Raw genomic sequence first — 20,680 nt, 5'->3', positions numbered from 1 at the left:
CGATTATCAGGACCGCTTCACCGAACCTCCACATTGAGCCACGGAGGCGAAGCAACCGGGACATGGATCCGGGAGCCCTATCCTTGTCCCCGGCGATGTCTCGGCTCAGCCCCACCAGGGCACCGCGACAGAGGCCACCACACCAGGCCCCCGTAGCTCAGTGGATAGAGCAGGCGCCTTCTAAGCGCTTGGCCGCAGGTTCGAGTCCTGCCGGGGGCGCCAGTCTCCGCCCTCCCTCGCGGGAGGGCTTTTCGCTGGTCAGGCCGGGTTTCACGCCGCACGACGAAGCCCCGGGCACTCCCCCGACGATCATGGGAAGGCTCCGGGGCTGTCCGGCTGTCACCGGGTTTTCGCGGGTGGCCGTGTCGAATACGTGTCGAAGTTCTCAGCCGGGACGGTCAGCCGACGTCCGGCAGCTCCGGGAGATCCCCCGCGGCTTCGAGCCGCCTCTTGAGATCAGGAAGCTGCCCCTCGACACAGCGGGCGTACGTGGCCAGAAGCACCGGGACACTGTTGCCGGCCCAGTCCGCCACCTGAGCGGGCGGTATCCCGTCGTTGAGCCACTTCGTCAGGCGTGTGTGCCGGTGGTCGTACACGCGCTTGCCCGTCGGCGACTCGAAGACGTGGGGAGCCAGCACCGCCTTGCGCGCGCCGTGCCAGGCCCGGCGGATGACTGAGCCCGCGAGGATGCCGCCGTTCTCCCCCTGAAAGAGCAGGTCACCCGGCTGGAGCAGCTCGTCCTCGATGTGCTGCCGCAGGATCCGCGTCAGAGCGGGATGCCCCGGCACGGTGCGGGTCTCCCCCTCGGCACGGCCCTTCAGATCGCGCTCTTCGTGGATCTCCCCCGTGTCGGTCCACTGCTTGCCGACCTCCGGCGTCGCAGTGTGGATCAGAAGTTCACTCCACTGGTCCTCGGTACCAGGAGCGGGCAACGTCACATCTTTCACCCGAATGGCCACTGCTTCCTCGGGACGCGGACCGCAGTAGTACAACGTGGCGAAAAAAGCGTGCAGGCGCTTGCCTCCGCGCGGCCGGCGCCGAATCCAGTCGAGGAGGGCCGCGGCCTGGTCCGGACCCATCAGGGACCGCTTGTCCACGGCGTTGGTGGTCTTGGTGGCAGCGGTCGTGTCCTTCCCCTTGGGGAGGGGGTTGTCCCGCAGGATGCGCCGCCGCATCGCATGCTTCATGGCGACGTTCAGGATCCGGCGATGCCGCTTGCGTGACCATGCGGCGGCCTGCCTGCCGTCGAGGCGCGTGTCGAGGGCTCGTAAGACCTCGTCGACCTTGTCCGGGTCCTCCCAGGCCGAGACGGGAAGCGAGTTCCGCTCCACCCACCTGAGGATGCTCTCCACGTCCCGGGGAGCCGCGCCGCGCCGGTTCGTGTTGAACGCCCATTCGCGCAGGGCGGTACGCACCGCAGCGGGTTCGAACTGGGCCGGCTTGACACGCAGGAGCGCCACGGTGGTCGCGGTCAGGGTCTTGGCGAGGTTCTTCCGGATGTTGCCGCCGAGTTGGGCCCAGCGCGCGTCCACGTACTCGACGGCGAACTTGTACCAGCTCATGGCGGCCGACTTGGAACGATGCGATACAGGCAGGCCGGTCGCGATGACGAACGCCTCGCCCTTGCCGGTCGCCGTGATGAGCTCGGAGCGGAAGCCCTCGGCAAGCGCGACAGTGCCGAACGGCTCACGCCAGCGCTTGCCCGCCACCACCCAGCGCACCGTGTAGGTGGTCTTCCGGGCGCCCTTGTACGTGAGGATCTTGTAGATCTTGACCTCGTACGTCGTCTCCATCAGGCGGCGTCCTCACGGTCGTCGAGCCAGTGTTCGAGGTCGCTCCGCCGGATCCTGAGGTCACCGTTCGGGAGCTTGATGCAACGCGGGGCACGGCGCTTCGCCCGCCAGTCGTAGAAAGTCGAGCGCGAGACGGCCAGTTCCTCGCAGACCTCCGCGAGGGTGAGCATGCTGCGTGACCGGATGGCCGTGGTCATGTCGTGCTCCCTTCGCTCAGGAGGGCGTCGCGAGCGGTCTCGCGGTTGGTCTGGAGGTCACGCGCGACGGTCGCGGCGAGGGCGGCTTCGCCCGGTGTGTGGCCGTGACCGGCGTACTGCCAGTCCGTCAGGACGAGGACCGTGTCCGGCTCCCGGTCGTCGAGGCCCAGGGCGGATGCTTCCTGGGCAGCGCGGTAGTCGGCGCGTTCCTGGCGGAGGGCGCCGAGGGTGGTGGAGTAGGTGCGCGACTTGGACGAGAAGTGCCCGCGGAAGCCGAGCATGTGCGCCCAGGCCCAGAGGCGCCGGTCCGGATACAGGGCGTCCAGGTCGCGGCACGCGGTGATGAGCCGACGGGTGTGGTCGGGGACCTGGTGGCGGTCGAGTTCGGCGAGTTCGCCGATGCGGCGGTCCAGGGTGCCGGTGTTCTCTGCGGCCTTGGTGGCGTACTTGGCCACGTACGAGGCGACGGCCTGTTCGGTGATGTCGGAGCCGTCGCCGAAGGCCTTGACCGGGCGGACGTCGAGCTGTCGACCCCATCGGAACGTCCTGGTCGGCTGGTCATCGGCTGCCGGGACCGAGACGGACGTGTACGAGTGCGCGGCGGCGGCGCGCATCGCGTCCGTGAGGAGGTCGACCGTGGCCCAGGCGGGCGGCGGAGTGCCGGGACCCTCCGGGCCGTCGAGGCGCACGACGGCATGGAAGTGCAGGGCCCCGCGCTTTTGGAACTCGGCGACTTTGCCGTACGAGACGCGAAGGTGTTCGGCGAGTTCTCGGCGGGGAAGGCCGGCACGGGCGGCGAGTTCACGGCGCAGCCGGGTGGTGAAGCGCTGCCAGAGCTGTCCGGCGTGGTTGTTGAACAGCACGGCGCCCGCGTAGTCGTAGGTGTACGGGTCGAGGGCGGTGCCCAGCTCCGGGGCGTCGGAGGCGTGCCGGGTGCCGCAGCGGCAGGTGCCGTGGTCGGGGCGGTTGTGGACCGGGCCGAACGAGGGGGCGGTGAGGGTGGCGAAGACGCGCGGGTGCTCACGGACGGCGGCGGTGATGTCGCGGCGGTCGTCCCCGGCCAGGCCGGCGCGGATCAGGTGGTAGGTGTCGCCCGCGTAGGTCCAGGCGCAAGCCGGACAGCGGGAGGCGCGACGGTTGCCGCAGGCGAGGCGGAGGCGTCGGCCCGGCTCGTTCGCGGTGGAGTAGTGATGCAGGGTCTCGCCGGTGGTCTTGTCCTTGTGGAGGATCCAGCCGGTGAGGTGGATCGGGTCGGCGCAGCCGCCGGTGCGGCGGATCTGGTCTTCCCAGCGGGCGTAGTCGGAGGCCGAGGCCACCCGGAGCACGTCCCGGAGGGTGGTGGGGTCGAGCAATGTGTCTGGCATGGGCGCGCTCGGTGTCGCGGGTGAGGCGCGGTGGGCCATGCTGGGGGTTCCTTCCGGTTGCGAGATCGGACAGGGACGGCGCCCGGGCGGCGGATGCTTGGCGGTATCGAGGCCGCCCGGGAGCCGGTCAGCGTCGCTTGGCGTCGGACGCGAGCAGGGAGCGCAGGACGACCGCGCAGACGGCGACCGAGGCGCCGGTGATGGCGACCACCAGGAGCAGGGAGACCAGGACGGCGCCGAGGACCAGGACGACGGCCGTGCCACCGCCGACGAGGGCCAGCGCGATGCCGGTCGTGAACTGGACGACCGGGCGGGACGACGCGGCGGCGACGGGCACCGGCGGCGGGACCGGGGTGCCCGGGGTGATGCTGGTCGGCTCGACGACCGTGGGCAGGGTGGCCGGGCCGGTGGGCTGCGGCATGACCGGGAGCTTGGGCCGGAACATGGGCGGATCTCCTTTCGCGGGCGGGTTACCTGACAGCGGTGTCGATGACGGGGGCCAGGAGGCTGTCGGCGAGGAGGTAGCCGCCGAGGAGCAGCACGGCGATGAGCCACCAGGGCGGGCGGATGAGCTTGACGCCGAGGTAACCGACGGCCAGCAGGGCGAACCAGAGGGGGACGTCCATGGGCTGTGTCTCCTAGCGGACGGCGCAGCGGTGGGTGCGGGCGGCGAGCTGGGCGGCGGTGTGGCTCGAGTAGTCGGCGGACCAGCCGCAGCGGTCGGCGGTGCAGACGGCGGCGTGCGTCGTCCTGCCGTTGCGGTCGCGGTGGGTGCCGATCTGCACGGGGCCGATCCGCATCACGGACTGGAAGTTGTCGCGGGTGGGCATCGCGGGTGTCTCCTTCCTGGTCAGGCGAGGTGGGCGGCGATGGCGTCGGCGAGGTGCGGCGGGACGCCGAGGCGGGAGCACAGGGCGTCGGGGTCGATCGGGGATCCGGTACGCGTGCGGTGCTCGTCGGCGACCTTGCGGGCGTGGTCGACCAGCACGGCCGGGACCGGAGGAGCAGGCACCGGTGCGGAGGAGGGGTGGGCTTCCTGGGCTGCTGCGGTGTCGGGCACGGGCAGGGCTTCCGTGACCGTCGCGCGTTCGGCGTCCGGTACCGGCTGCTCGGCGGGGGGCCCGGCGGCCCGCGTGTCCGCGACGGGTGCCGGCGGAACCGGCTCCGACTCCGCAGCCGACGAGTGAGCGAGGAGCGTTCCACCGAGGAAGGCGACTGCGGGCCATCCGGCGATGCCGAGGCGGAGCAGGGCGGGCGGGTCGGTGAGGTCGAGGAACCCGGCGGTGGCGACGTTGGCACCGAGCGAGGCGAACAGCGCGACGACGAACCAGCACCAGGCCAGCCGGGACGGGCCCTCACTGCGCAGGCGCCGCCAGGCCGCGACCAGGAGCAGGTCGACACTGACCGGGTAGGCCCACGCCTTCCAGCCGTTCTGTCCGGCAGCCGCGGCGAGGTCGTGCAGGTGGGCGAAGGACAGGGCACCGGCGATCACGGCCTGAACCAGGACCGCGTCGACCCGGAGGCCGTGGCGGGCGCCCATCAGGAGCCACCCGGGTAGTCGGGGCCGCCGTCAGGGTCGTAGTCGGACAGGAACGTGCCGAGCGGCGGGTCGGGCAGCGAGACGGCCAGGGACGAGCTGACGGCTTCCACGAAGTCGAGGTCGGCGCCGGCCATGTCGGCGTACAAGGCGAGTTGGCCGAGCAGGAGCACGGTCCGGGCGAAGTCCTCGCAGGTCGGGCACATGGCGGGTTCTCCCTTCTTTGGGCATGGCGGGGGTAGGGACCTGGCGCGAAGGCGGTCACGCCGACCGGTGAGGATCGGAGAGATCAGGCAGCGGCCGAGAAGGGCTTGACCAGCGGCACGGGCACGGCATCGGAGCCGAAGGCGGGCCGGAAGGGGGCCAGTTCGGGCAAGTCCGGGGTCTGGTCGGCGTGCCGGTTGCAGATGTTCACGGCTTGGCGGAGCGAGGTGTGCGGGGCGCGGATGCGGTGCCATCCTCCGGAGGAGTCGCCCGCGATGGCGAGCCCTCGCGTCTCGGCCGGGATCTGGATGGCGGCGAGAACGGCGTCCGGGGAGATGTCGCCGAAAGCCATGTTGGCGGATGTCTCGTCGTTGACGCGGTGGGCGGTACGGCTGGTGAGTTGGGCGCGGAGCATCGTGATGCCCTTACCGAGTTCGGAGCCGAAGCGCTGCCCGCAGATCTCGAGGTAAATGCCGGCCGCGCGGCCGAGTTGGGCGAGGCGGACCAGGGCGGTGATGACGCGGTCCCGGCGCCTCTCCTCCTCCTTGGTGGCGTACAGGGCGAGTTCGGCGACCTCGTCGACCAGGACCACGACCGGGACCGGACGCACGTCTGCTGGCAAATCCCAGATGTCGGCGGCGATCTCCGCATCCGGCACGTCAGCGGTAATCCGTTGCTGAGCCCGGATGAGCTGATAGACGCGTTCCATCCGGGCCACGAGCGCATCGAGTACTTCGGCGGCGGTGTCGGGGTCGTCGGCCAGTGCGGAGAACCGGCGGGCCAGCGGGAACAGTTCGACCCCCTGCTTGCAGTCGATGCCGACGAGGGCGACGTCCATCGGTGCGAGTCCGGCGACCAGGTTGCGTTGGTAGACGGACTTGCCGGACTCCGTGGCCCCGAGGGTGAGGGCATGGGGAATCGCCCGGTAGTCGCGGTAGTGCACCGAACCGTCCTGCCGCAGGGCGACCGGCACCCGCATCGGCCGGGTATCGGTCTCGGTCGGCATCTGCACCCGCTTGAGCACGTCGTAGCCGGTCATCCGCACCTCTACGACACCGGAGCGCAGCTCACGCGAGGTCACGCCGTACATCGAGAACGAGTGCCGGAGCCGGTCCGAGGCGGCGGCGATGTCGAAGGCGTCCTGCCCGGGGCGGAGCTTGAGCCGCAGCACCAGGCCGGTACGAGTCGGCCGTAGCCGCAGGATGCGCGGCGGGCGGGACTCCGGTATCGGCCGATTGGTGGCACGGGCGAGGGCGAGCCGCCACCGCGCTGGCGGGACGGTCAGTCCGCAGGCGTCCATGACGGAGCCGTACCGGACCAGGACCCGCACCACGGCCAGCGTGACCCCGAAGGTCAACCAGTACCAGGCGGGTCGCCGCCACCGCAGGAGTCCTACGGCGGCGGTGACCAGCACCAGGGCGACCGTGAAGCCGGTCATGATCAGGCCGCCTCGGGGCTTGCGGCGACGTCGGCGAGCGAGGTGACCGCGACCGCACGGAACGCGATGCCGTGCCGCTTCTGGCCGTTGAAGTCGTTCTCCCAGGGCCGGGCGATCAGGCCGGTGAGCGCGACCGGCGTACCCATGGACAGCTCGCCGCTGATCCCGGGCTCCGGGACCGTGATGGAAAGAATCTCCACCTCCTGGTTAGCCGCGAACATCACGTCGACCGTCATCAACTTCGCTCCGGTCTCGGTGTCGGTGGCGATCTCGCCGGTACGGCGGTCACGCACCTTGACCTGCGGGGACTTGGCGACCATCACGATCGCGCCGGAGGTGTCGACGGGAATCTGACGCACGGAAACCACTCCTCTACAGATGCAGGACTTCGTCACTCATGTATAGGAGCAACATGAAGAAGAGTGCCCGACTCCTATACATGAGTCAACCCGCCACGAAGAAGAACCCGTGACGGGCTGCGGGAAGTTGAGGGTGTGTCAGTCGGCGGCAGGGATCCGGTACTCGAAAACGAACTGGTCAGCGGCCATGAGGGTGTCGCACACCTCGACCACGAGACCCGCGGTCGTACGAGCCTCCCGGATCAGGTGGACCACGGGCGCCCCCGGGCTCAACGCCAGCTCCGATGCCTCCGCCTTGGAGGCCGGCCGCGCTTGGAACGTCTCCACGAACTCCGCGAACTCATGCCCATGGTCTTCGAGTCGGGCGTAGATGCCGCCGCCGCCGGGATTCTCGGCGAACAACTCCGGGATCTCCTTCACGACGTTCCAGGGGAGGTAGGACGTGGCGGTCTCGACCGGGGTGCCGTTGCGGAAGTAGAGGCGGCGGCGGGCAAGCACCTGTGTGCCGGCGGGGACGCCCAGACGCTCGGCGGCGTCCTCGGGCGCCTCCACGGGACCGATGTAGAGGACGCTGACCTTGGCGGTGGCGCCGGACTGCGTGGACTCCGCAAGGTAGGCCGCTTTCCCTCCCTGCCGGAGCGAACGCCGGAAGCGATCGGAGGAGCGGTGCCGCACGGGAGGCCGGTTCTTCACGATCGAGCCCTTGCCGTGCCGGGTCTCAACCAGCCCGCTCGCCCGCACCTCGACCATGGCCTTACGGATCGTCCCGCCGGACACGCCGTAGCGCTCCACCAGCTCGGACTCGCTCGGCACCATGTCGCCGGGCTTCAGGACACCCGCCCGGATCTGCTGCATGATCTCGTCCGCGATCTGCACGTACCGAGGCCCGGAACCGACCCCTCCAGCCGCAGTTCCCATAGTCCTTCTCTGCCTCCTATGCTCCTCTACATGAGTCAACCACAGGAAGCGGCACCGTCTCCCCTGCACTCCGTATCCGTGGCCGGAGTGGTAGTGCGCGAGGACGGCCGCCTCCTGGCGATCCGCCGAGCCGACAACGGCACCTGGGAACTCCCCGGCGGCATCCTCGAACTCGACGAGACCCCCGAGGCCGGCGTGGCCCGCGAGGTCCTGGAGGAGACCGGCATCCACGTCGAGGTGGACGAACTCACCGGCGTCTACAAGAACATGACCCGCGGCGTCGTCGCCCTGGTCTTCCGCTGCAAGCCCTCCGGCGGCACCGAACGCACCTCAGGCGAGTCCACGGCCGTCTCCTGGCTCACGCCCGACGAGGTCAGCGAGCGCATGACAGAGGCCTTCGCGGTCAGGCTCTTGGACGCACTGGACGGCAACGGCCCCCACGTACGCAGCCACGACGGCAGGCAGTTGCTCACCCGATGACAGAAGCGGACAGCGCACGTCGGCAACCGAGGCACCTCACAGAACTGTCCAGCGTCCATGAGTTCCTCGATGAGATTCGCCTCCGCCCCGGTATGTGGCTACGCGGCGGCTCACTCCAGCACTTGGACTCCATGCTCATCGGCTACCGAGCCGCGATGGCTGTGCACGGTGCCGAGGAAGACTTCGCCTTCTGGCGCCCCGACACTCAGGGACCCTTCGCCGAGTGGCTGTGGCAGCGCCTCGGCCGTCACAGCTCCCTTGGCTGGGCGGTCGAGATCGAACGTGAGGCAGAAAAGGCGGGCGTACCTGCGGTCGAGCTGTTCTTCAGCCTGTTCGACGAGTACCGACGACGGGCCCATCTGGCCGAGGGATAAGACTTTCCCTACTTCATCAAGGCGGCTCGCTCCGCTCCCCGCGCGCGGCCCGGCCCCCGGCCGGGCCTGCGCTCCTGTCTCCGCCCCGCTCCAGCCCGGCCGGCGACCGTACCGCGCGCATAGCAATCAACCACCTGATGCCAGAGAAGGGGTACGTCGTGGCTGGGGCGGTCGGCTCCACGGCTTTAGCCACCTCCCCGGTCCGGGTCCCGCGTCGAGCAAGACCAGGGGGCCACTCGTGCACATTGCGGGCAGGTCCAAAGCCTGCCCGAGTTGCCAACCAGCGTACGGCCCCCTGGTCATGCTCGACCCCAGACCGGGCAGGCCACCGGCCAAACCCGTTCCACCGACCTGTTCACCGCTGCTACGCCTCGAAGAAACTTCGGAAAATGAAGTCAAATTCGCACTCGTCGGGATTTTCTCGCGAAAGGGCATATCTGACATCAACTGCTGTTCGATATCCGTCACAGAAGGCCTGCGCCGCTGTCAACTTATCGCCCACGATAGACTCAGGATAGTAGTCCTCAATCGCGCCACGCTCAAGCACGTAAATTTTCTCTTCGCGCAATGAAGAAATCAGAACCTCTTTCGCCTCCACAATTTCGCTACTGGGCGGATCCTTAAGAAGGCTCGTTCGCAGGTCACGGGTAACGGCACGCGTGAAGAAGTCTTCCACTTTTTGCTGCACGTTAGACCATTCACACTCCCCCTCCATGTGCAGCTCCCAAGTCAGTTTCGCGTCTCGCCAAAGTTCCTTCATTGCTGGAGCATCGCGCAGCTTACGAGCCTGGTTATTAGACAATTCTCCAGCCTCTGGCGTCGCCTCGGCGATGGCAGTACCAATCAGTTGCATTAGATGACGCTGCTTCTCTACACAGCCCTCACTAGCGCCCAGCTTATTGAAGCCCTCCGAGATCGCGTCAAGGTCAGCAAGAACAGCCACCGAGACACCGAAGCGCTTAAAGAACTCTCGATACCTGGCAATACTCGACTTGCCATTAACGCGGGCAATAGCCACAGACCTCTTGTCGAAATCCCAGTCTACATTTAGCGTGCGAGCGACATGAGGCATCAAGATGTGGTCACTGTCACCTTCGACAAGAAGTACTCTGTCAGAGAAAAACGCGGCATCGTTGTTCTCTTGACGAATCATCTGGAATTGATCTTTCGCCCTGAGATGTGACAAGTCCACCGGGTAAGCCACAGCTGCCGGCGGAGTCACAGTTCGATCCTTCGCAACCTTGATAAAGGTGCCAGTCGCCTGCGGGCTTTAAAAAGCAGTGGAATGAGTGCTCACGAGGACATGATTGTCTTGCGCGAAGATGCGCAGGGCCTCGAACAGTTGGCGTTGAGCCCGCGGATGCAGGAAAAGCTCAGGCTCCTCAAACAAGAGCAGGTACGGGCGCGGCTTGGCTTCTGAAGAGTCGCTACGCAGGGAGGTTCGCAATTCCGCGTAGGACCTCAAGATAGCGAAGGTCACAGACCTGCGAAGACCATCTCCCTTGCTCTTGAAGGCTCCGCGCACTCCGTCGTCAACTGTGATCGTTGCATTCGCCAGCACGCTTCGAAGGTCAGGGGGAGGGATTTCGATGCTGACTGCAGTGTCGGGAAAGGCGGCTTGAAGGTTCCCTTGTACCAATCCTTCGATCTGTCGAACCTCATCAAGCCGTTCATCGACGACTCCACCATCTGGCAGCATTTCTGCGTTCAGGTAACTACGGAGCTGACCAAATAGCGCATCAACGTCTGAAAGCTGTGGCTTGATCTGCTCGAATAGAATACTTAGCAATTTCCCAAAGGAAGCACTTTCGGAGGTTTTCAGGTCATCGGAAAGCTCTTTAACTGCCGGAATATAGATCACTTCAGGCAGAAGCGCTTGAATGGACCTTTCCATGCCGGTAGGAAGATCTACATCCCCCTTTGTCCGCTCGGCAGGTGGGAGATTGGCGGCCAGCCCAGCGATCGCATCTTTTACCTCCTTCTGGGTCGGCCTATGAGAAATAATCTCACGCAACTCGGGAAAAGCGTATAGCGCACTTTCCCGCAGCTCATCTCCTCGCTTTCCAGCCACAAGCTCCAGCACGGAAGAGGGCCAGTAGCGCCTATCGGCCGGAATGTCGTCAACCTGGCGCAGGACCCCTTTACCGGGCCCCTGGTAGACGCGTGAAAGTACTAGCTTGCCGCCCTCCGCTACTTTTTCGATTCGCCCGCGATGCTCCTCCGCGAGGCGCGCAAGGTCTTCGTCTTTAATTTCCTCGAAGGTAACCTCGACACGCAGGCTGCTGCGCGCATCATAGAAATCAGAGTCTTTGAGGGTAGGGCCGCCGAAGAAGATATCGAGCGATTGTAGAATCGATGACTTTCCAGCATTGTTCTCGCCGATGATGCAACCGAACTGAGAGACTGGGATCTGCACATCTCGGAGTCCGCGATAGTTCTGGACATGTACATGCGAGATCCGCATTGCTGTGCCTCTCATGGATCAGGGTTGCCGGCACCGCCGAGATGGGCAGGCTAGTGAGCTGACTAGCGTAGGCGCATGAGGCTCATGTGGGTGGTGTTTTCGGTGAGTTGACCTCAGCCATCGAGCGCACTCCCGTCAGTAGCTCTGCGAGGGCGAGACTGGAGCGTGCCCACGCACGCGCTATTCCCCCACGCTACAAAGCCATCTATCGTCGCGATCACGCAGCCGGGGGGCATGGCCGCAGAGGCGACGAACTGGCAGAAGGAACAGCCCCTTACATCGGCTCCCTGCACCAGGGCCACCACCTGGCCACCAGCCGCCGCACCACCGGCTGGCCCGACAGCGCCGCCACCCTCCCCCTGGGTAACCTCAGCACCGACGACGCCACCACCCTGCTGTGCCGATTGGTGTTCAAGGACACCGAACCCACACCACAGCAGAGAGTGAACGCCCGCGCGCTCGTTGCTGATCTAGGGTGCCTGCCGCTGGCGGTCAAACAGGTCGGCGCCTACCTCGCCCAGAACCGAGGGGTCAGCCTGGACGCTTGACGGCCAGGGCGTGGGTCCGCGAGGCCGAGTGGGAGCAGGGGCCCGGCAGGCGGCGGCGAAGGCCCGCGCCGAAGCCGAGGCCGCGCAGGCCGCCGCCATCCCGGCCGCGCCCGTGGCGCCGGTCATGGTGCCCGCGCCCCGCCCGGTCCAGGAGCAGGAGCTCGTCTTCGAGGACCTGACCCGCGAGCAGGTCCGCGACTGGCGGGTGCGCACGATGAAAAACCCGCAGCTGGTGTTCGACCACATCGACCGGTATGGCGAGTCGTCGGCCCGGCACCTGTTCACCGGGCGTCTGGTGGACCAGGTGCCGTGCCTGGCTGGCCTCGGGCACCTGAACCTCGGCTACATCCCGTGGGGGTAGGCATGAGCGGTGGCGAGTTGTCAGGCTCCGGCCGCATCTGCGCAAAACAGCAGGCCCGGCAGAACTCTTATCGGGAAACGATCGCCGCCATCACCGTGGCCAACACGCCAACACCCGTCAGGCCAACAGTCAGCGGCTTGCCCCAGGCCGGGTGGCGGTGCACCAGGTAGGTGAGGCCGCCGAAGACGATGGTGGTGACCAGGACGAGCAGCAGCGCGACAAGCTGAACCAGGGTGGACATCGGTAGATGCAGTCCTTCTCTCCGGGTGATCGGTGACACCTCATGACCTCATGCCGGGGGCGTCTTGATCAGGGCAACTTCGCGGGGTTGTATGCCCCTATGCCGCGCACGCCGCCTTCAGGAGCCGACGCCGAGCTCATCCAGGCCTTGGCCGAGCGGGGCATCCACGTGTCGGCCTACCAGTTGGAGCGCTGGCGAGCGGCTGGTCATCTGCCGCGCCACCCCCGGCGCAGTCTGGGGCGAGGCCGTGGCACCCGTTCCTACTTGTTGCCTGCCACGGTGAACCAGGGCGAGGCACTGGCACGCGCCTCACAGCAGGGCCGGGCTCCACGAACTGCGGTTGCCGGGGCTCTGTTCCAGGGATTGCGTGCTGGTTCCCCCTCCGCGCTACGAGCCGTGATCATCGAACACCTGCAGCGCACCGCGGCAGTGTTGGGTGCAGATATCGAGCGGTCACCGGTGGAGTGTGACCTGAGCGACGAGGCATGGGATTTGAAGGTTGAATCGGCTCTAAAGATGGCAGAGCGACGTGCACGGCATGCGAAGGAGCCGCTCCAAATGCACAACCTTCTGCTGGACCTAGCGGCGGAGATGGGTCTGAATGTGGATAGCGTTCCACGGATGCCGGATTGGCGGCAGGTCCGGCCCCTGATGAGCATGATCTTGCGGGTCGAGGCCATGGGACCCGATGCGGTGGGGTTGGACGAAGTAGCCGAAGCGGTAGGTGCTGGCCTTGAGCTGCCGGAGGCACTCATCGAGGACATCAAGCGCTCGATGGCCGCTGACCAAGTGGAAAAGCTTCTACGTGGGGAAGCTGCCGATCCGCTGAGAACTGTCGATGTCAAGACGAAGATCGCGGCGGTGGAAGCAGCGACCGATCGAAAGTTGATGGAAACAACTGCTGCGGTGGCCCTTACGGCCGACTACCAGATGCTGGCTGTTCTGGGCATCCTGGTCCACCTCGACCCGCTAGAGGGAATGCCGCTCACCATGCAGCCTGAGAGCCTTCTGCGGATGCTGCAGCACCCGACCTGGGTATTGTGGGGGCAGTTTATAACCCCGGGCGTGCGCAACCGGGAACGCGAAATGGCTGTTATGGTTGCAAATGCGCTTCAACCTCGTGCATACGTAAATGTCCAGATGTTACGGAACTATTCACGGTTTCTGCGCGTGGAACTGGGTCTTTCCGACGAGGACGTCCTTGACACTTTCCCAGACCCCATGACATAGCCGGAGCCAGGCCGTGCCCCGCCCCGTCCCAACCGTGGGGGAGGCTGGCGGCAGCTGCGCGGTGGAAGAGGTCACGGCGCCGGCGGCTGGCTGGAGGGCGCGGCCTGGTCGGCGGGCTGATCCAACTGCTGTTGGCGGCGCCGCTGCTCGTTGCGGTGGTCCTCGACGCGCTGGGTGAACAGCTTCAACGCCTCGACTTCCCTGTCCTCGCCGAACTCGCTGTAGGGGCCGATGCCGAGGGTGACGGCGTTGGCCTCCTGTTCGATAGCGTCGGCGGTCTGCTGGAGGAAGTAGCTGCGTTCGCGGAACTTGTAGTAGCCGGTGAACATCGCGGCCACCGTAATGGCGAAACTGATCCCGGTCAGGGTGACGCTTTGCCAGGTCAGCTCCTTGCCGGTGTCTAGAGCCGCGATCGTGGTCGTGGAGGCGGAGCCGATCATGATGAGGGACTGCAGGCTGTTGTGGATCCGCCGGTACTTGCGGCTGTCCGCCTGGTACTTCTCGATCGCGGTGGCGACTTCCTCGCGGTAGAGGTCGCGTCGGTCGTCCAGGGCAGGGCGCCGGTCCACCTTCTGCTGCCACAAGGACTCCTGCGCGGAGATGAGCTGTGCCTCCAGGCGCTGGAGGGTGGGCAGGCCCCGCCCAGCGAGGTGCACGCCGACCAGCGCCACCAGGGACATCAGGAGCAGGCTGCCGCAGATGAGATCGCCCAGGACGAACCGCGCCGGGGTGCCCGCGGTCAGCCAGGTGATGCCCGTGCCGATGACGGCGGTGAGCAAGGACAGCCAACTGACCGCCCATCCGGCGCGCCAGATACGGTCCAGCCGCCGGCGCCGGGCGAGCTTCTCCTGTGCGTCGATGACGAGGTTGGTGGTCACCACGTAGATCCGTTCGTCGGCGTCCCGCTGGCGGGCGAGGACCAGTTCGTTCGCGTCCTGGATTCGGCGGGGCGCGTCGTCGTCGAAGTCCCGGGCCATGGGCTCAGCGGGTGAACGCTTCGGTCAGGCTGATGCGGTAGCCGTCCTCTTCCATCAACAGGACGGTGATGCCGAACGGGTCGGGGCGGTCCAGCTCAATGGAGGTGAAGGAGAAGTTCACCGTGGCCTGGATCGGTGGCACCAGCTCGCCGTCGGGCTGCGACGCGCGGGCCGTCCTCCAGTCAGGGGCGACCGATGCCCAGCCCTTGGGGCTGCGGGACAGGAGCTGCTCGCTGTAAGGGAACTGGTGCAGGACGTGGCCGTCGCGGATGGCGAGCACCATGTTCAGGCACGGCGCTGGGCTGGCGATCGGCAGCTCGCACGCGGTGGCGACGTCGTGAGTCCCCCAGGCGAGTACCGCCTCGTCTACGCTGGCCGCCGCGTCGATGTTCGCGAGTTCCGCGATCCCAGCGAGCGCGTCCTGGCCAGCCTTGATAGCCCGGACCCAGAACAGCCCGACCAGCTCGCCACGCACCAGCGGCATCATGAGTGGGCGCGGCACGGCTCCCTCGGCCAGCGAGGCGGTGTACGCCTCCTTCGCGACACCGACTAGTCCGTCCCAAATCCGTGCTTCCACGGGAGCCCCCCTGCCGTCTCCGATCCGATCATCGCACCCTGCCATGGGGTTCGAGGCCGTGTCAGCGGGATGATCAGCCAGCGTGCGGTGGGGGAGGAGCCGGATTCAGGCAGTGGCCGGCTGGGTGCCAGTGCCATGTGCTGCCGATCCCACTCCGGGATGGAGCAGGATTGCAGGATCGGCGAAGCCGCTGAATGATCACCCCGGCTCCGGACACCGGCAGCAGTCCAGCGCGCGGACAACGACGCGTTGTCATCTCTATCGCCTCCTCCAGTCAGTCTGTCCTCCTTGGCTGAGGCCGTTGCTGGACAACCAGCGAGATCGATGGCACGTCCGGCGGGAGCGCCCATTCGGTGACGTGCAGGCCCGCCAGCTCAATCAGTTCCTCCGGGACTCCCAGCATGTGGAGCGGGGTTCGGCTGTGACGAGTCAGCCAGGCCCGGCGCCGTTGCTGTTCCACCGGGTGAAGCTGCGCCCACACATCGACCATCACACCCGGCGGCACACTCGGCACAGGGCGGGTGCGGCGCCGCACGTAGGGCAGGTTGTCCACGTCGTCGGCGAGCGCGACCAGGCACCAGGCAGCTTCGTAGGCCAGAGTGGGTCCGTGGGCGGCCTGTAGCCGACGGGTGCGCCACTGCCAGCGTGGGGCCAGCAACCAGCGGACCGTCGTCAGCGATACGGCCCGCTCCCGGAAACGTTCGGAGCCTTCTTGACCGCCGCTCATTGCGCTGAGCGCTCGTCGTGTGAGGTGCTCTGCTCCAGCTGGATCTCGCGTTTACGCTGTTCTTCTTTGATCTTTTCGACCGTCCCGGCGTAGAGAATGAGCCGAGGAGTCTCCTCCAACCCTTCATAGTCACCGAGCTGGAACCCGCTGGCGTTGTAATTCTTCTCGATGTCGTCTGCTGTCGACTGCGAGGTGGTGCCACGCTCTCGAAACTTGAAGTATCCGGTGACTCCGGCGGAGATGCCGACCAGTGCGCTTAAGGATGAGGTGGCGATTGATAGGGCTGCATTGGATCCCTCATTCATCGCCGTGAGGGTGGATACCACGATCGACCCGGTGATAATGAGCAGCTGGAATGAGTTGTGCACGCGCCTGTTGCGACTCGCCTGTGCCCGGTAGGAGGCGATGACATCGAGCGAGGCCTCCCGATAGACACGCAGGCCCGAGGTCGTGTCGAGAGGAAGCTGAGCGGCCGCCGTCTGACGTTCCTGTAACGCATCACGGAAAGCAGTCGTCTTTGCGGCCAGGGTTTTATGGTTTTTATACAGCCAGCATGCGCACGCAATCCATAAGATGTTGAAGATGATCAGGGTAAGCCATCGGGTGACCCCACCGTTTGCCTTCCACAAGCCGACGATGACGGTGTACCCGAGTATTCCCGTCAGGGTTAACGAACCTAACAGGATCAGCCAACCGATCCTCTGGAGCGCCTTAGCCGCCCTCAGGTCCGCTTCTTTCAGGCTGAATGTAGCGAACTTTTCTCTGTACACCTCATGTGGATCAGACGTCAAGAGACCCCCCGGGTGATCGAAACTCAGAAGGTAGTGGGCGTGGTGAAGGGGCCGCAATAGCGCCTTGTGATTGGCGTGGTCTATGCGGCCTCAGTTATGTAGAGAAACGCATGAGGTTCATGAGTTTAAAGAGGGTGAAGATCGAACGGAGATCGCCTGTGGCAGTAGCAGCCAGCTCCTGGGACAGGCCATCCCCCTGCTGGAGGCCACTCTCGCCCAGTGCGAGCAGGTCCTGGGCGACACGCACCGCCAAGCCCTGGTCAGCCGCAACAACCTTGCCGCCGCGTACGCGTCGGCCGGGGACCTCGGACGGGCCATCCCCCTCTTCGAGCAGACTCTGACCGACCGCGTCCGGGTGCTGGGGGAGGGCCACCCCGACACCCTGATCTCCCGCAACAACATCGCCAACGCCCGTCAAAAACGTCAGCGACCGAGCCTGCATCTCAAGAGCCGCACACGGCTGATTGAACAGCCCGAGAACCATCAATGATCTACGCGCCGAGAGTTCGGGACGAAGAGGTCGTGCCAGAACCGTGCCAGATCGTGCGGGGAACCACAGGGAACGGCGGGGACCAGGTCGCCGGCCAGTCAGGCCCCGTAGCTGCTCCACCACAGGTCAGCCCAGCGACCGCCCGTAGATAACCCAAGCTTCCCAAGCTGAGGGCTCAGGCATCGTCGTCACGGGACAGCCGTCGCGGCTTGCTCTGGTCGACGGACTGGCAGCGTGGCCGAGGCCGGCGGGGGTGCAGCGAGGCATACGCGTGCGTGGTGGGTCGGCGCACCCACTGTCGTGGCTCACTGTCGTCGGCTGAGGTTCAGACGGGGCCCATCGAGGGGTCGGCCGCCAGTCCAGTGCGGCAGAGGCTGGGCCGTCCCTGGGCCGTAACGAGGTCACCCGACGTCAACCGACAACGACAGAAGCCCACGGCATCTGAGCAGCTCAGAGCCGTGGGCTTCGTCCGTCCCGCTGGTCAGCGAGACCCGTGATCAGTAGACCGGCTACTGGACGGATGAAGCGCTGAGATACTGCTGGACAGACCCTAGGAACTCGTTGAGCTGCAAGTTTTCCATCTCGTGAAGCTTCCGCCCCAAAACCTCCGGTACCCAGGTTTTCTTGTTTCCGATTCCAGGATGCCACCGTTCAAGAACTCCGACCGGAACCACAAAAATTCCTGCCTCGGAAAGAGTCGCGATAACTCGCTGCATAGAGGCTGATGGTTCGCCTTGTGGTACCGCCGAGATACCGCCGGTTTTTACCTGCTCCCATCCTGAGACATGCTTGATGGACTGGGCTACTATCCTTCTCGCCTCATCACTCAGTGCATCCTTATCGCCAAGGTGCGAGAGACTGGAGACAGCATCCATAAGATCTCTCATCACGGGTGGTTTCCGTAGCTGCGTGATCGCCGATTGAAGGGTGCGTAGATTCTTTTCCATCTCGGTGAACAGGTCGCCCCCTGACGAAAGGCATTCCCGTACAATCCTTGCATCATCCAGAAAATCAATGTCAACAATCGCAGCGCTCGGAACACCGAATCGGCGAGCTTCGGTTAGCGCGCGCCCAATTCTAGCCTTCCCGTTAACGTGCATGAATAGAAGGTCTCGCACGGGGACGTTGTGTAGACGCTTGTCGATGTAGGCTTGATAATAAGTGCAATCAGAATCTCCTTCACAAATAATAATGCCCTCATGGAACAACCCGTTCAAGATGCCCGAATAGCGCAAGAAAGGGTCGGCCCAAACTCCACGCACTTCCTCGGGGCTGACCTCAGTAAACTTGTTCCCCTTGCCCTTCCGGGTAATCCTCACAATTTTCACCGGGGTGTCTCTATTTTCTAGGATTCCGATGAGTACGTCGATGCTGTGGGTTGCAATAACGATCTGAATATTGTCAGGGCTGTGCTCGGCCAAGTAGCGGCCTAGGAGTCGAGCTTGAGGGGGATGCAAGAAAGCTTCCGGTTCATCGATGAAGATCATCGTGCCGGCTGGGGTGATGGCGTTTACGAGTAGCCCCATGAACGCGCGAACGCCGTCGCCTTGATTGGCCACTGGCTCGAATGAGCGGAACTGCTCTAGAAGCTCTTCGCTGACCGGGTAGCCGACGTCCTCAATCGTGGGCTTACCTGCAAGCAATTCCAGCTGCTGTTCATGTCGATTTATGCACACGGGGAACCCGAATGCTTGCTCCGCCAGGCGTGAAATGCGATCTTCTACCTGCAAATCCTGAACCATCTTTTGGAGGGTTCCGCGCGGTACGCCGTATGTAATGCTCGGCTTTGAACTGGAAAGCGGCATGCTTAGGCGGCTTCCGGTGTCGTGCAGATTGGCAAAGAAAGAAACCATAGATCCTAGTTCAGGCTGATGTTCCCAATGAGCAAAAGAACTGACGGGTATGCGTGTTTCTGATTCGTGGACGTTGTCACTGAAAAAGAAGTCACCCTCGTTATTTGAAAGGCGCAAACGGCGACTGTCGAGCCATGAAACAACATCCTCTCCCGTGCCCGTCTTGTGAATCTCGGCGTCGACGACAATGGCCCGACTCTCGGACATGCGGCCCCTCGCCGCTTCATACAACTCCCTAAGGAATCTAGATTTTCCTGAGTTGTTTGGTCCGACGATCACTGTCACGCCTTTTTGTGGCAGCTCAAGCGTTTGCCCGCTCATGAGATGAGCCTTGGAGATTGAACATTCGATCGACACAGGCACCTCCGCGAAGACTGTGAAGCTCATGTTGAGTCATGGACCCGGCTCTGTGCACTGGGTTTGACGGAACTCAGCGTCTCCGCTGCGCGCGGTGTCTGCGCGCTCAGCAAGATGTGCCCTGACAGCCCTCGTGGAGGCCACAGCGGGTACGGCCCGTCTAGCAAATGGCAGCTCGCCAGGCATGTCACCCGACCTCATGCCTGACGAGAATGGCGTCCGGCAGGTTCGGTGCCTGCCGCGCGGCTGCCTCCCGTGAAAGTCCGGGACGACAGAAGCCCACGGCATCTGAACTGGTCAGAGCCGTGGGCTTCTTCAGGCTCGCTGGTCAGCGGGACCGTTGATCAGTAGACCGGCAAGTCAAGCCGCACGAACAGGAGCGGCGGTCATCGCAGGCGGCCGCCTCGGCTGGTCGCTACTCGGAGCGTGTCCCCCAAGACTTCAGCCAAGCCGACTGCCAGTACTCGTAGTTCCTCCGGCTCCGCGTCCGAGTCGTCGAGTACCTTTTGCGCCTGCTTCAGCAGTTCGGCAGCCATGCCGAGTTGGACCGATTCGATGTTGTCCGCCAGGCGGGACATGTAGCCGTCTCTGTCGTCGGTGCTCAGGTAGCAGGGTTTGCCCTCCGGTCCCGACCACGGGAGGAGGCGCAGTTCGTTCGGTGCCGTCATCCTTGCGCCTGCCTCTCATCGGTCACGTGGTGGATGGTGAAGACCGCGTCGGCGCGATCCCCGGGGAACACCAGGAGCGCGGCTTCGATGACCCGTCCGGTGGAGTCCGTCGCGACGCGTGTGATCGCGAGGACAGCCGCTGCGGTGCTGGTCCGGAGGGTCGATGCTTCGTCCGATGTCGGTGGGCGGGCACTCACCGTCTCCCGGACAGCGGCCGGCGGCGGGCCGAGGACGGCGAATCTCGTGACCGCCTCCTGGTACGAGGATTCGTCGTCGAACACTCCGGCCGGTGCCAGGTCGCGCGGGATGTAGATGCGGGCCAGTCCGTGCGGCGACTCTCCCTCGTGGCTGACGCAGAAGAACTCGGCGAGGGAGCTGCCTGTGGGCACCTTCAGCAAGGTCGTCAGATGCCCGTCTGCCTGAACCGTAGTGCTGCGAACGGTGACCATCAGAGCCGCTTCAGCGGCGGTCCACGGGTCCAGCGTTCCCCATCCACCGACATACATGATCTTGCGGAGTGGGCGCCGAACGAAGTTCCCCTTGCCGTGGATCTTCTCGACGAGGCCCTCACCCTGGAGGACCGCGAGGGCACTCCGCAGTGTCACCGTGCTGACCTTGTACCGGTCGGCCAGGCCAGCCTCGGACCGCAGGCGTTCGCCGGGCTTGATGCGGCCGGTCGTGATCTGGTGGCGGAGATCGTCGGCGATGTCGTGATGGCGAGAAGGCACGGAC

At 65.2% G+C, this 20,680-nt stretch carries 27 protein-coding genes and 1 tRNA gene; 7 read left to right on the top strand and 21 right to left on the bottom strand.

Annotated features, from left to right (window positions below):
* The first annotated feature begins 146 nt into the window (after positions 1 to 146).
* Positions 147 to 222, top strand: a tRNA-Arg gene (locus tag ACTYVM_RS03740).
* A 176-nt stretch (positions 223 to 398) separates the two neighbouring features.
* Here the strand turns inward: ACTYVM_RS03740 and ACTYVM_RS03735 are convergent.
* From ACTYVM_RS03735 to ACTYVM_RS03685, 11 genes are all read right to left on the bottom strand, one after another.
* Positions 399 to 1,793, bottom strand: coding sequence for a tyrosine-type recombinase/integrase (locus ACTYVM_RS03735; protein ID WP_445524523.1), 1,395 nt, complete (start codon positions 1,791 to 1,793; stop codon positions 399 to 401).
* Entirely contained in the window at positions 1,793 to 1,990 is a 198-nt protein-coding gene (locus ACTYVM_RS03730; RefSeq protein ID WP_362347845.1) for a helix-turn-helix transcriptional regulator, read from the bottom strand. Before ACTYVM_RS03730 ends, ACTYVM_RS03735 begins: the two co-directional genes overlap by 1 nt.
* Positions 1,987 to 3,354 (bottom strand): replication initiator protein RepSA, encoded by a 1,368-nt coding sequence (gene repSA / locus ACTYVM_RS03725; RefSeq protein WP_445524522.1) that lies wholly within the window; start codon positions 3,352 to 3,354, stop codon positions 1,987 to 1,989. Before repSA ends, ACTYVM_RS03730 begins: the two co-directional genes overlap by 4 nt.
* Positions 3,355 to 3,481: 127 nt before the next feature.
* Positions 3,482 to 3,799, bottom strand: a complete 318-nt coding sequence (locus tag ACTYVM_RS03720) for a SpdD-like protein (RefSeq protein ID WP_445524521.1) — start codon at positions 3,797 to 3,799, stop codon at positions 3,482 to 3,484.
* A 25-nt stretch (positions 3,800 to 3,824) separates the two neighbouring features.
* The gene (locus ACTYVM_RS03715; protein WP_390839833.1) at positions 3,825 to 3,980 is read right to left on the bottom strand and encodes a hypothetical protein; all 156 of its coding nucleotides are present in this window, start codon (positions 3,978 to 3,980) and stop codon (positions 3,825 to 3,827) included.
* A gap of 12 nt (positions 3,981 to 3,992) precedes the next feature.
* Positions 3,993 to 4,184, bottom strand: coding sequence for a mobile element transfer protein (locus tag ACTYVM_RS03710; RefSeq protein ID WP_445524520.1), 192 nt, complete (start codon positions 4,182 to 4,184; stop codon positions 3,993 to 3,995).
* A gap of 20 nt (positions 4,185 to 4,204) precedes the next feature.
* Positions 4,205 to 4,894: a DUF2637 domain-containing protein gene (locus ACTYVM_RS03705; protein WP_445524519.1), complete on the bottom strand. Its 690-nt coding sequence runs from the start codon at positions 4,892 to 4,894 to the stop codon at positions 4,205 to 4,207.
* On the bottom strand, positions 4,894 to 5,097 hold the full coding sequence (locus ACTYVM_RS03700; protein ID WP_445524518.1) for a hypothetical protein: 204 nt from the start codon (positions 5,095 to 5,097) through the stop codon (positions 4,894 to 4,896). Before ACTYVM_RS03700 ends, ACTYVM_RS03705 begins: the two co-directional genes overlap by 1 nt.
* 83 nt (positions 5,098 to 5,180) lie before the next feature.
* Positions 5,181 to 6,533: an FtsK/SpoIIIE domain-containing protein gene (locus tag ACTYVM_RS03695; RefSeq protein ID WP_445524517.1), complete on the bottom strand. Its 1,353-nt coding sequence runs from the start codon at positions 6,531 to 6,533 to the stop codon at positions 5,181 to 5,183.
* 2 nt (positions 6,534 to 6,535) lie between these two features.
* The gene (locus ACTYVM_RS03690; protein ID WP_445524516.1) at positions 6,536 to 6,892 is read right to left on the bottom strand and encodes an SCO3933 family regulatory protein; all 357 of its coding nucleotides are present in this window, start codon (positions 6,890 to 6,892) and stop codon (positions 6,536 to 6,538) included.
* A gap of 138 nt (positions 6,893 to 7,030) precedes the next feature.
* Entirely contained in the window at positions 7,031 to 7,810 is a 780-nt protein-coding gene (locus ACTYVM_RS03685) for a GntR family transcriptional regulator (protein WP_445524515.1), read from the bottom strand.
* An 18-nt stretch (positions 7,811 to 7,828) separates the two neighbouring features.
* Here ACTYVM_RS03685 and ACTYVM_RS03680 point away from each other — a divergent pair, with 18 nt between their 5' ends.
* On the top strand, positions 7,829 to 8,290 hold the full coding sequence (locus tag ACTYVM_RS03680; protein WP_445524514.1) for an NUDIX hydrolase: 462 nt from the start codon (positions 7,829 to 7,831) through the stop codon (positions 8,288 to 8,290).
* Between the two features lie 155 nt (positions 8,291 to 8,445).
* Positions 8,446 to 8,664: a hypothetical protein gene (locus tag ACTYVM_RS03675; protein ID WP_445524513.1), complete on the top strand. Its 219-nt coding sequence runs from the start codon at positions 8,446 to 8,448 to the stop codon at positions 8,662 to 8,664.
* Positions 8,665 to 9,028: 364 nt separating this feature from the next.
* Here ACTYVM_RS03675 and ACTYVM_RS03670 read toward each other — a convergent pair whose 3' ends face one another.
* Positions 9,029 to 9,886 carry a TOPRIM nucleotidyl transferase/hydrolase domain-containing protein gene (locus ACTYVM_RS03670; RefSeq protein ID WP_445524512.1) on the bottom strand — a complete coding sequence of 286 codons (858 nt, stop codon included), beginning with the start codon at positions 9,884 to 9,886 and terminating at the stop codon, positions 9,029 to 9,031.
* Positions 9,887 to 9,934: 48 nt separating this feature from the next.
* Positions 9,935 to 11,128 (bottom strand): AAA family ATPase, encoded by a 1,194-nt coding sequence (locus ACTYVM_RS03665; protein WP_445524511.1) that lies wholly within the window; start codon positions 11,126 to 11,128, stop codon positions 9,935 to 9,937.
* An 86-nt stretch (positions 11,129 to 11,214) separates the two neighbouring features.
* On the opposite strand from ACTYVM_RS03665, the gene ACTYVM_RS03660 reads away from it, so the two are divergent.
* Both ACTYVM_RS03660 and ACTYVM_RS03655 read left to right on the top strand, forming a co-directional pair.
* Entirely contained in the window at positions 11,215 to 11,676 is a 462-nt protein-coding gene (locus ACTYVM_RS03660) for a hypothetical protein (protein ID WP_445524510.1), read from the top strand.
* A 28-nt stretch (positions 11,677 to 11,704) separates the two neighbouring features.
* Positions 11,705 to 12,037 (top strand): hypothetical protein, encoded by a 333-nt coding sequence (locus ACTYVM_RS03655; RefSeq protein WP_445524509.1) that lies wholly within the window; start codon positions 11,705 to 11,707, stop codon positions 12,035 to 12,037.
* 67 nt (positions 12,038 to 12,104) lie between these two features.
* Here ACTYVM_RS03655 and ACTYVM_RS03650 read toward each other — a convergent pair whose 3' ends face one another.
* Positions 12,105 to 12,278, bottom strand: coding sequence for a hypothetical protein (locus ACTYVM_RS03650; protein ID WP_445524508.1), 174 nt, complete (start codon positions 12,276 to 12,278; stop codon positions 12,105 to 12,107).
* A 396-nt stretch (positions 12,279 to 12,674) separates the two neighbouring features.
* Here ACTYVM_RS03650 and ACTYVM_RS03645 point away from each other — a divergent pair, with 396 nt between their 5' ends.
* Positions 12,675 to 13,508: a hypothetical protein gene (locus ACTYVM_RS03645; RefSeq protein ID WP_445524507.1), complete on the top strand. Its 834-nt coding sequence runs from the start codon at positions 12,675 to 12,677 to the stop codon at positions 13,506 to 13,508.
* 71 nt (positions 13,509 to 13,579) lie between these two features.
* Here ACTYVM_RS03645 and ACTYVM_RS03640 read toward each other — a convergent pair whose 3' ends face one another.
* The 4 genes from ACTYVM_RS03640 to ACTYVM_RS03625 form a co-directional block, all read right to left on the bottom strand.
* Positions 13,580 to 14,485, bottom strand: coding sequence for a DUF4231 domain-containing protein (locus tag ACTYVM_RS03640; protein ID WP_445524506.1), 906 nt, complete (start codon positions 14,483 to 14,485; stop codon positions 13,580 to 13,582).
* A 4-nt stretch (positions 14,486 to 14,489) separates the two neighbouring features.
* On the bottom strand, positions 14,490 to 15,062 hold the full coding sequence (locus ACTYVM_RS03635; protein ID WP_445524505.1) for a hypothetical protein: 573 nt from the start codon (positions 15,060 to 15,062) through the stop codon (positions 14,490 to 14,492).
* A gap of 274 nt (positions 15,063 to 15,336) precedes the next feature.
* The gene (locus tag ACTYVM_RS03630) at positions 15,337 to 15,789 is read right to left on the bottom strand and encodes a hypothetical protein (protein ID WP_445524504.1); all 453 of its coding nucleotides are present in this window, start codon (positions 15,787 to 15,789) and stop codon (positions 15,337 to 15,339) included.
* On the bottom strand, positions 15,786 to 16,559 hold the full coding sequence (locus tag ACTYVM_RS03625) for a DUF4231 domain-containing protein (RefSeq protein WP_445524503.1): 774 nt from the start codon (positions 16,557 to 16,559) through the stop codon (positions 15,786 to 15,788). Before ACTYVM_RS03625 ends, ACTYVM_RS03630 begins: the two co-directional genes overlap by 4 nt.
* 103 nt (positions 16,560 to 16,662) lie before the next feature.
* On the opposite strand from ACTYVM_RS03625, the gene ACTYVM_RS03620 reads away from it, so the two are divergent.
* On the top strand, positions 16,663 to 17,070 hold the full coding sequence (locus ACTYVM_RS03620; RefSeq protein ID WP_445524502.1) for a tetratricopeptide repeat protein: 408 nt from the start codon (positions 16,663 to 16,665) through the stop codon (positions 17,068 to 17,070).
* Positions 17,071 to 17,579: 509 nt separating this feature from the next.
* On the opposite strand, the gene ACTYVM_RS03615 is transcribed toward ACTYVM_RS03620, so the two are convergent.
* From ACTYVM_RS03615 to ACTYVM_RS03605, 3 genes are all read right to left on the bottom strand, one after another.
* Positions 17,580 to 19,310 (bottom strand): ATP-dependent nuclease, encoded by a 1,731-nt coding sequence (locus ACTYVM_RS03615; RefSeq protein ID WP_445524501.1) that lies wholly within the window; start codon positions 19,308 to 19,310, stop codon positions 17,580 to 17,582.
* Positions 19,311 to 19,666: 356 nt separating this feature from the next.
* Positions 19,667 to 19,948, bottom strand: coding sequence for a hypothetical protein (locus ACTYVM_RS03610; protein ID WP_445524500.1), 282 nt, complete (start codon positions 19,946 to 19,948; stop codon positions 19,667 to 19,669).
* Positions 19,945 to 20,676 carry a GntR family transcriptional regulator gene (locus ACTYVM_RS03605; protein WP_445524499.1) on the bottom strand — a complete coding sequence of 244 codons (732 nt, stop codon included), beginning with the start codon at positions 20,674 to 20,676 and terminating at the stop codon, positions 19,945 to 19,947. The genes ACTYVM_RS03610 and ACTYVM_RS03605 overlap by 4 nt, the downstream gene beginning before the upstream one ends.
* Positions 20,677 to 20,680: the final 4 nt, after the last annotated feature.

It is taken from the genome of Streptomyces cyslabdanicus, assembly GCF_052663305.1.
Note: the sequence above shows the minus strand (reverse complement) of the source record. Positions and strands in the feature narration are given on the sequence as shown.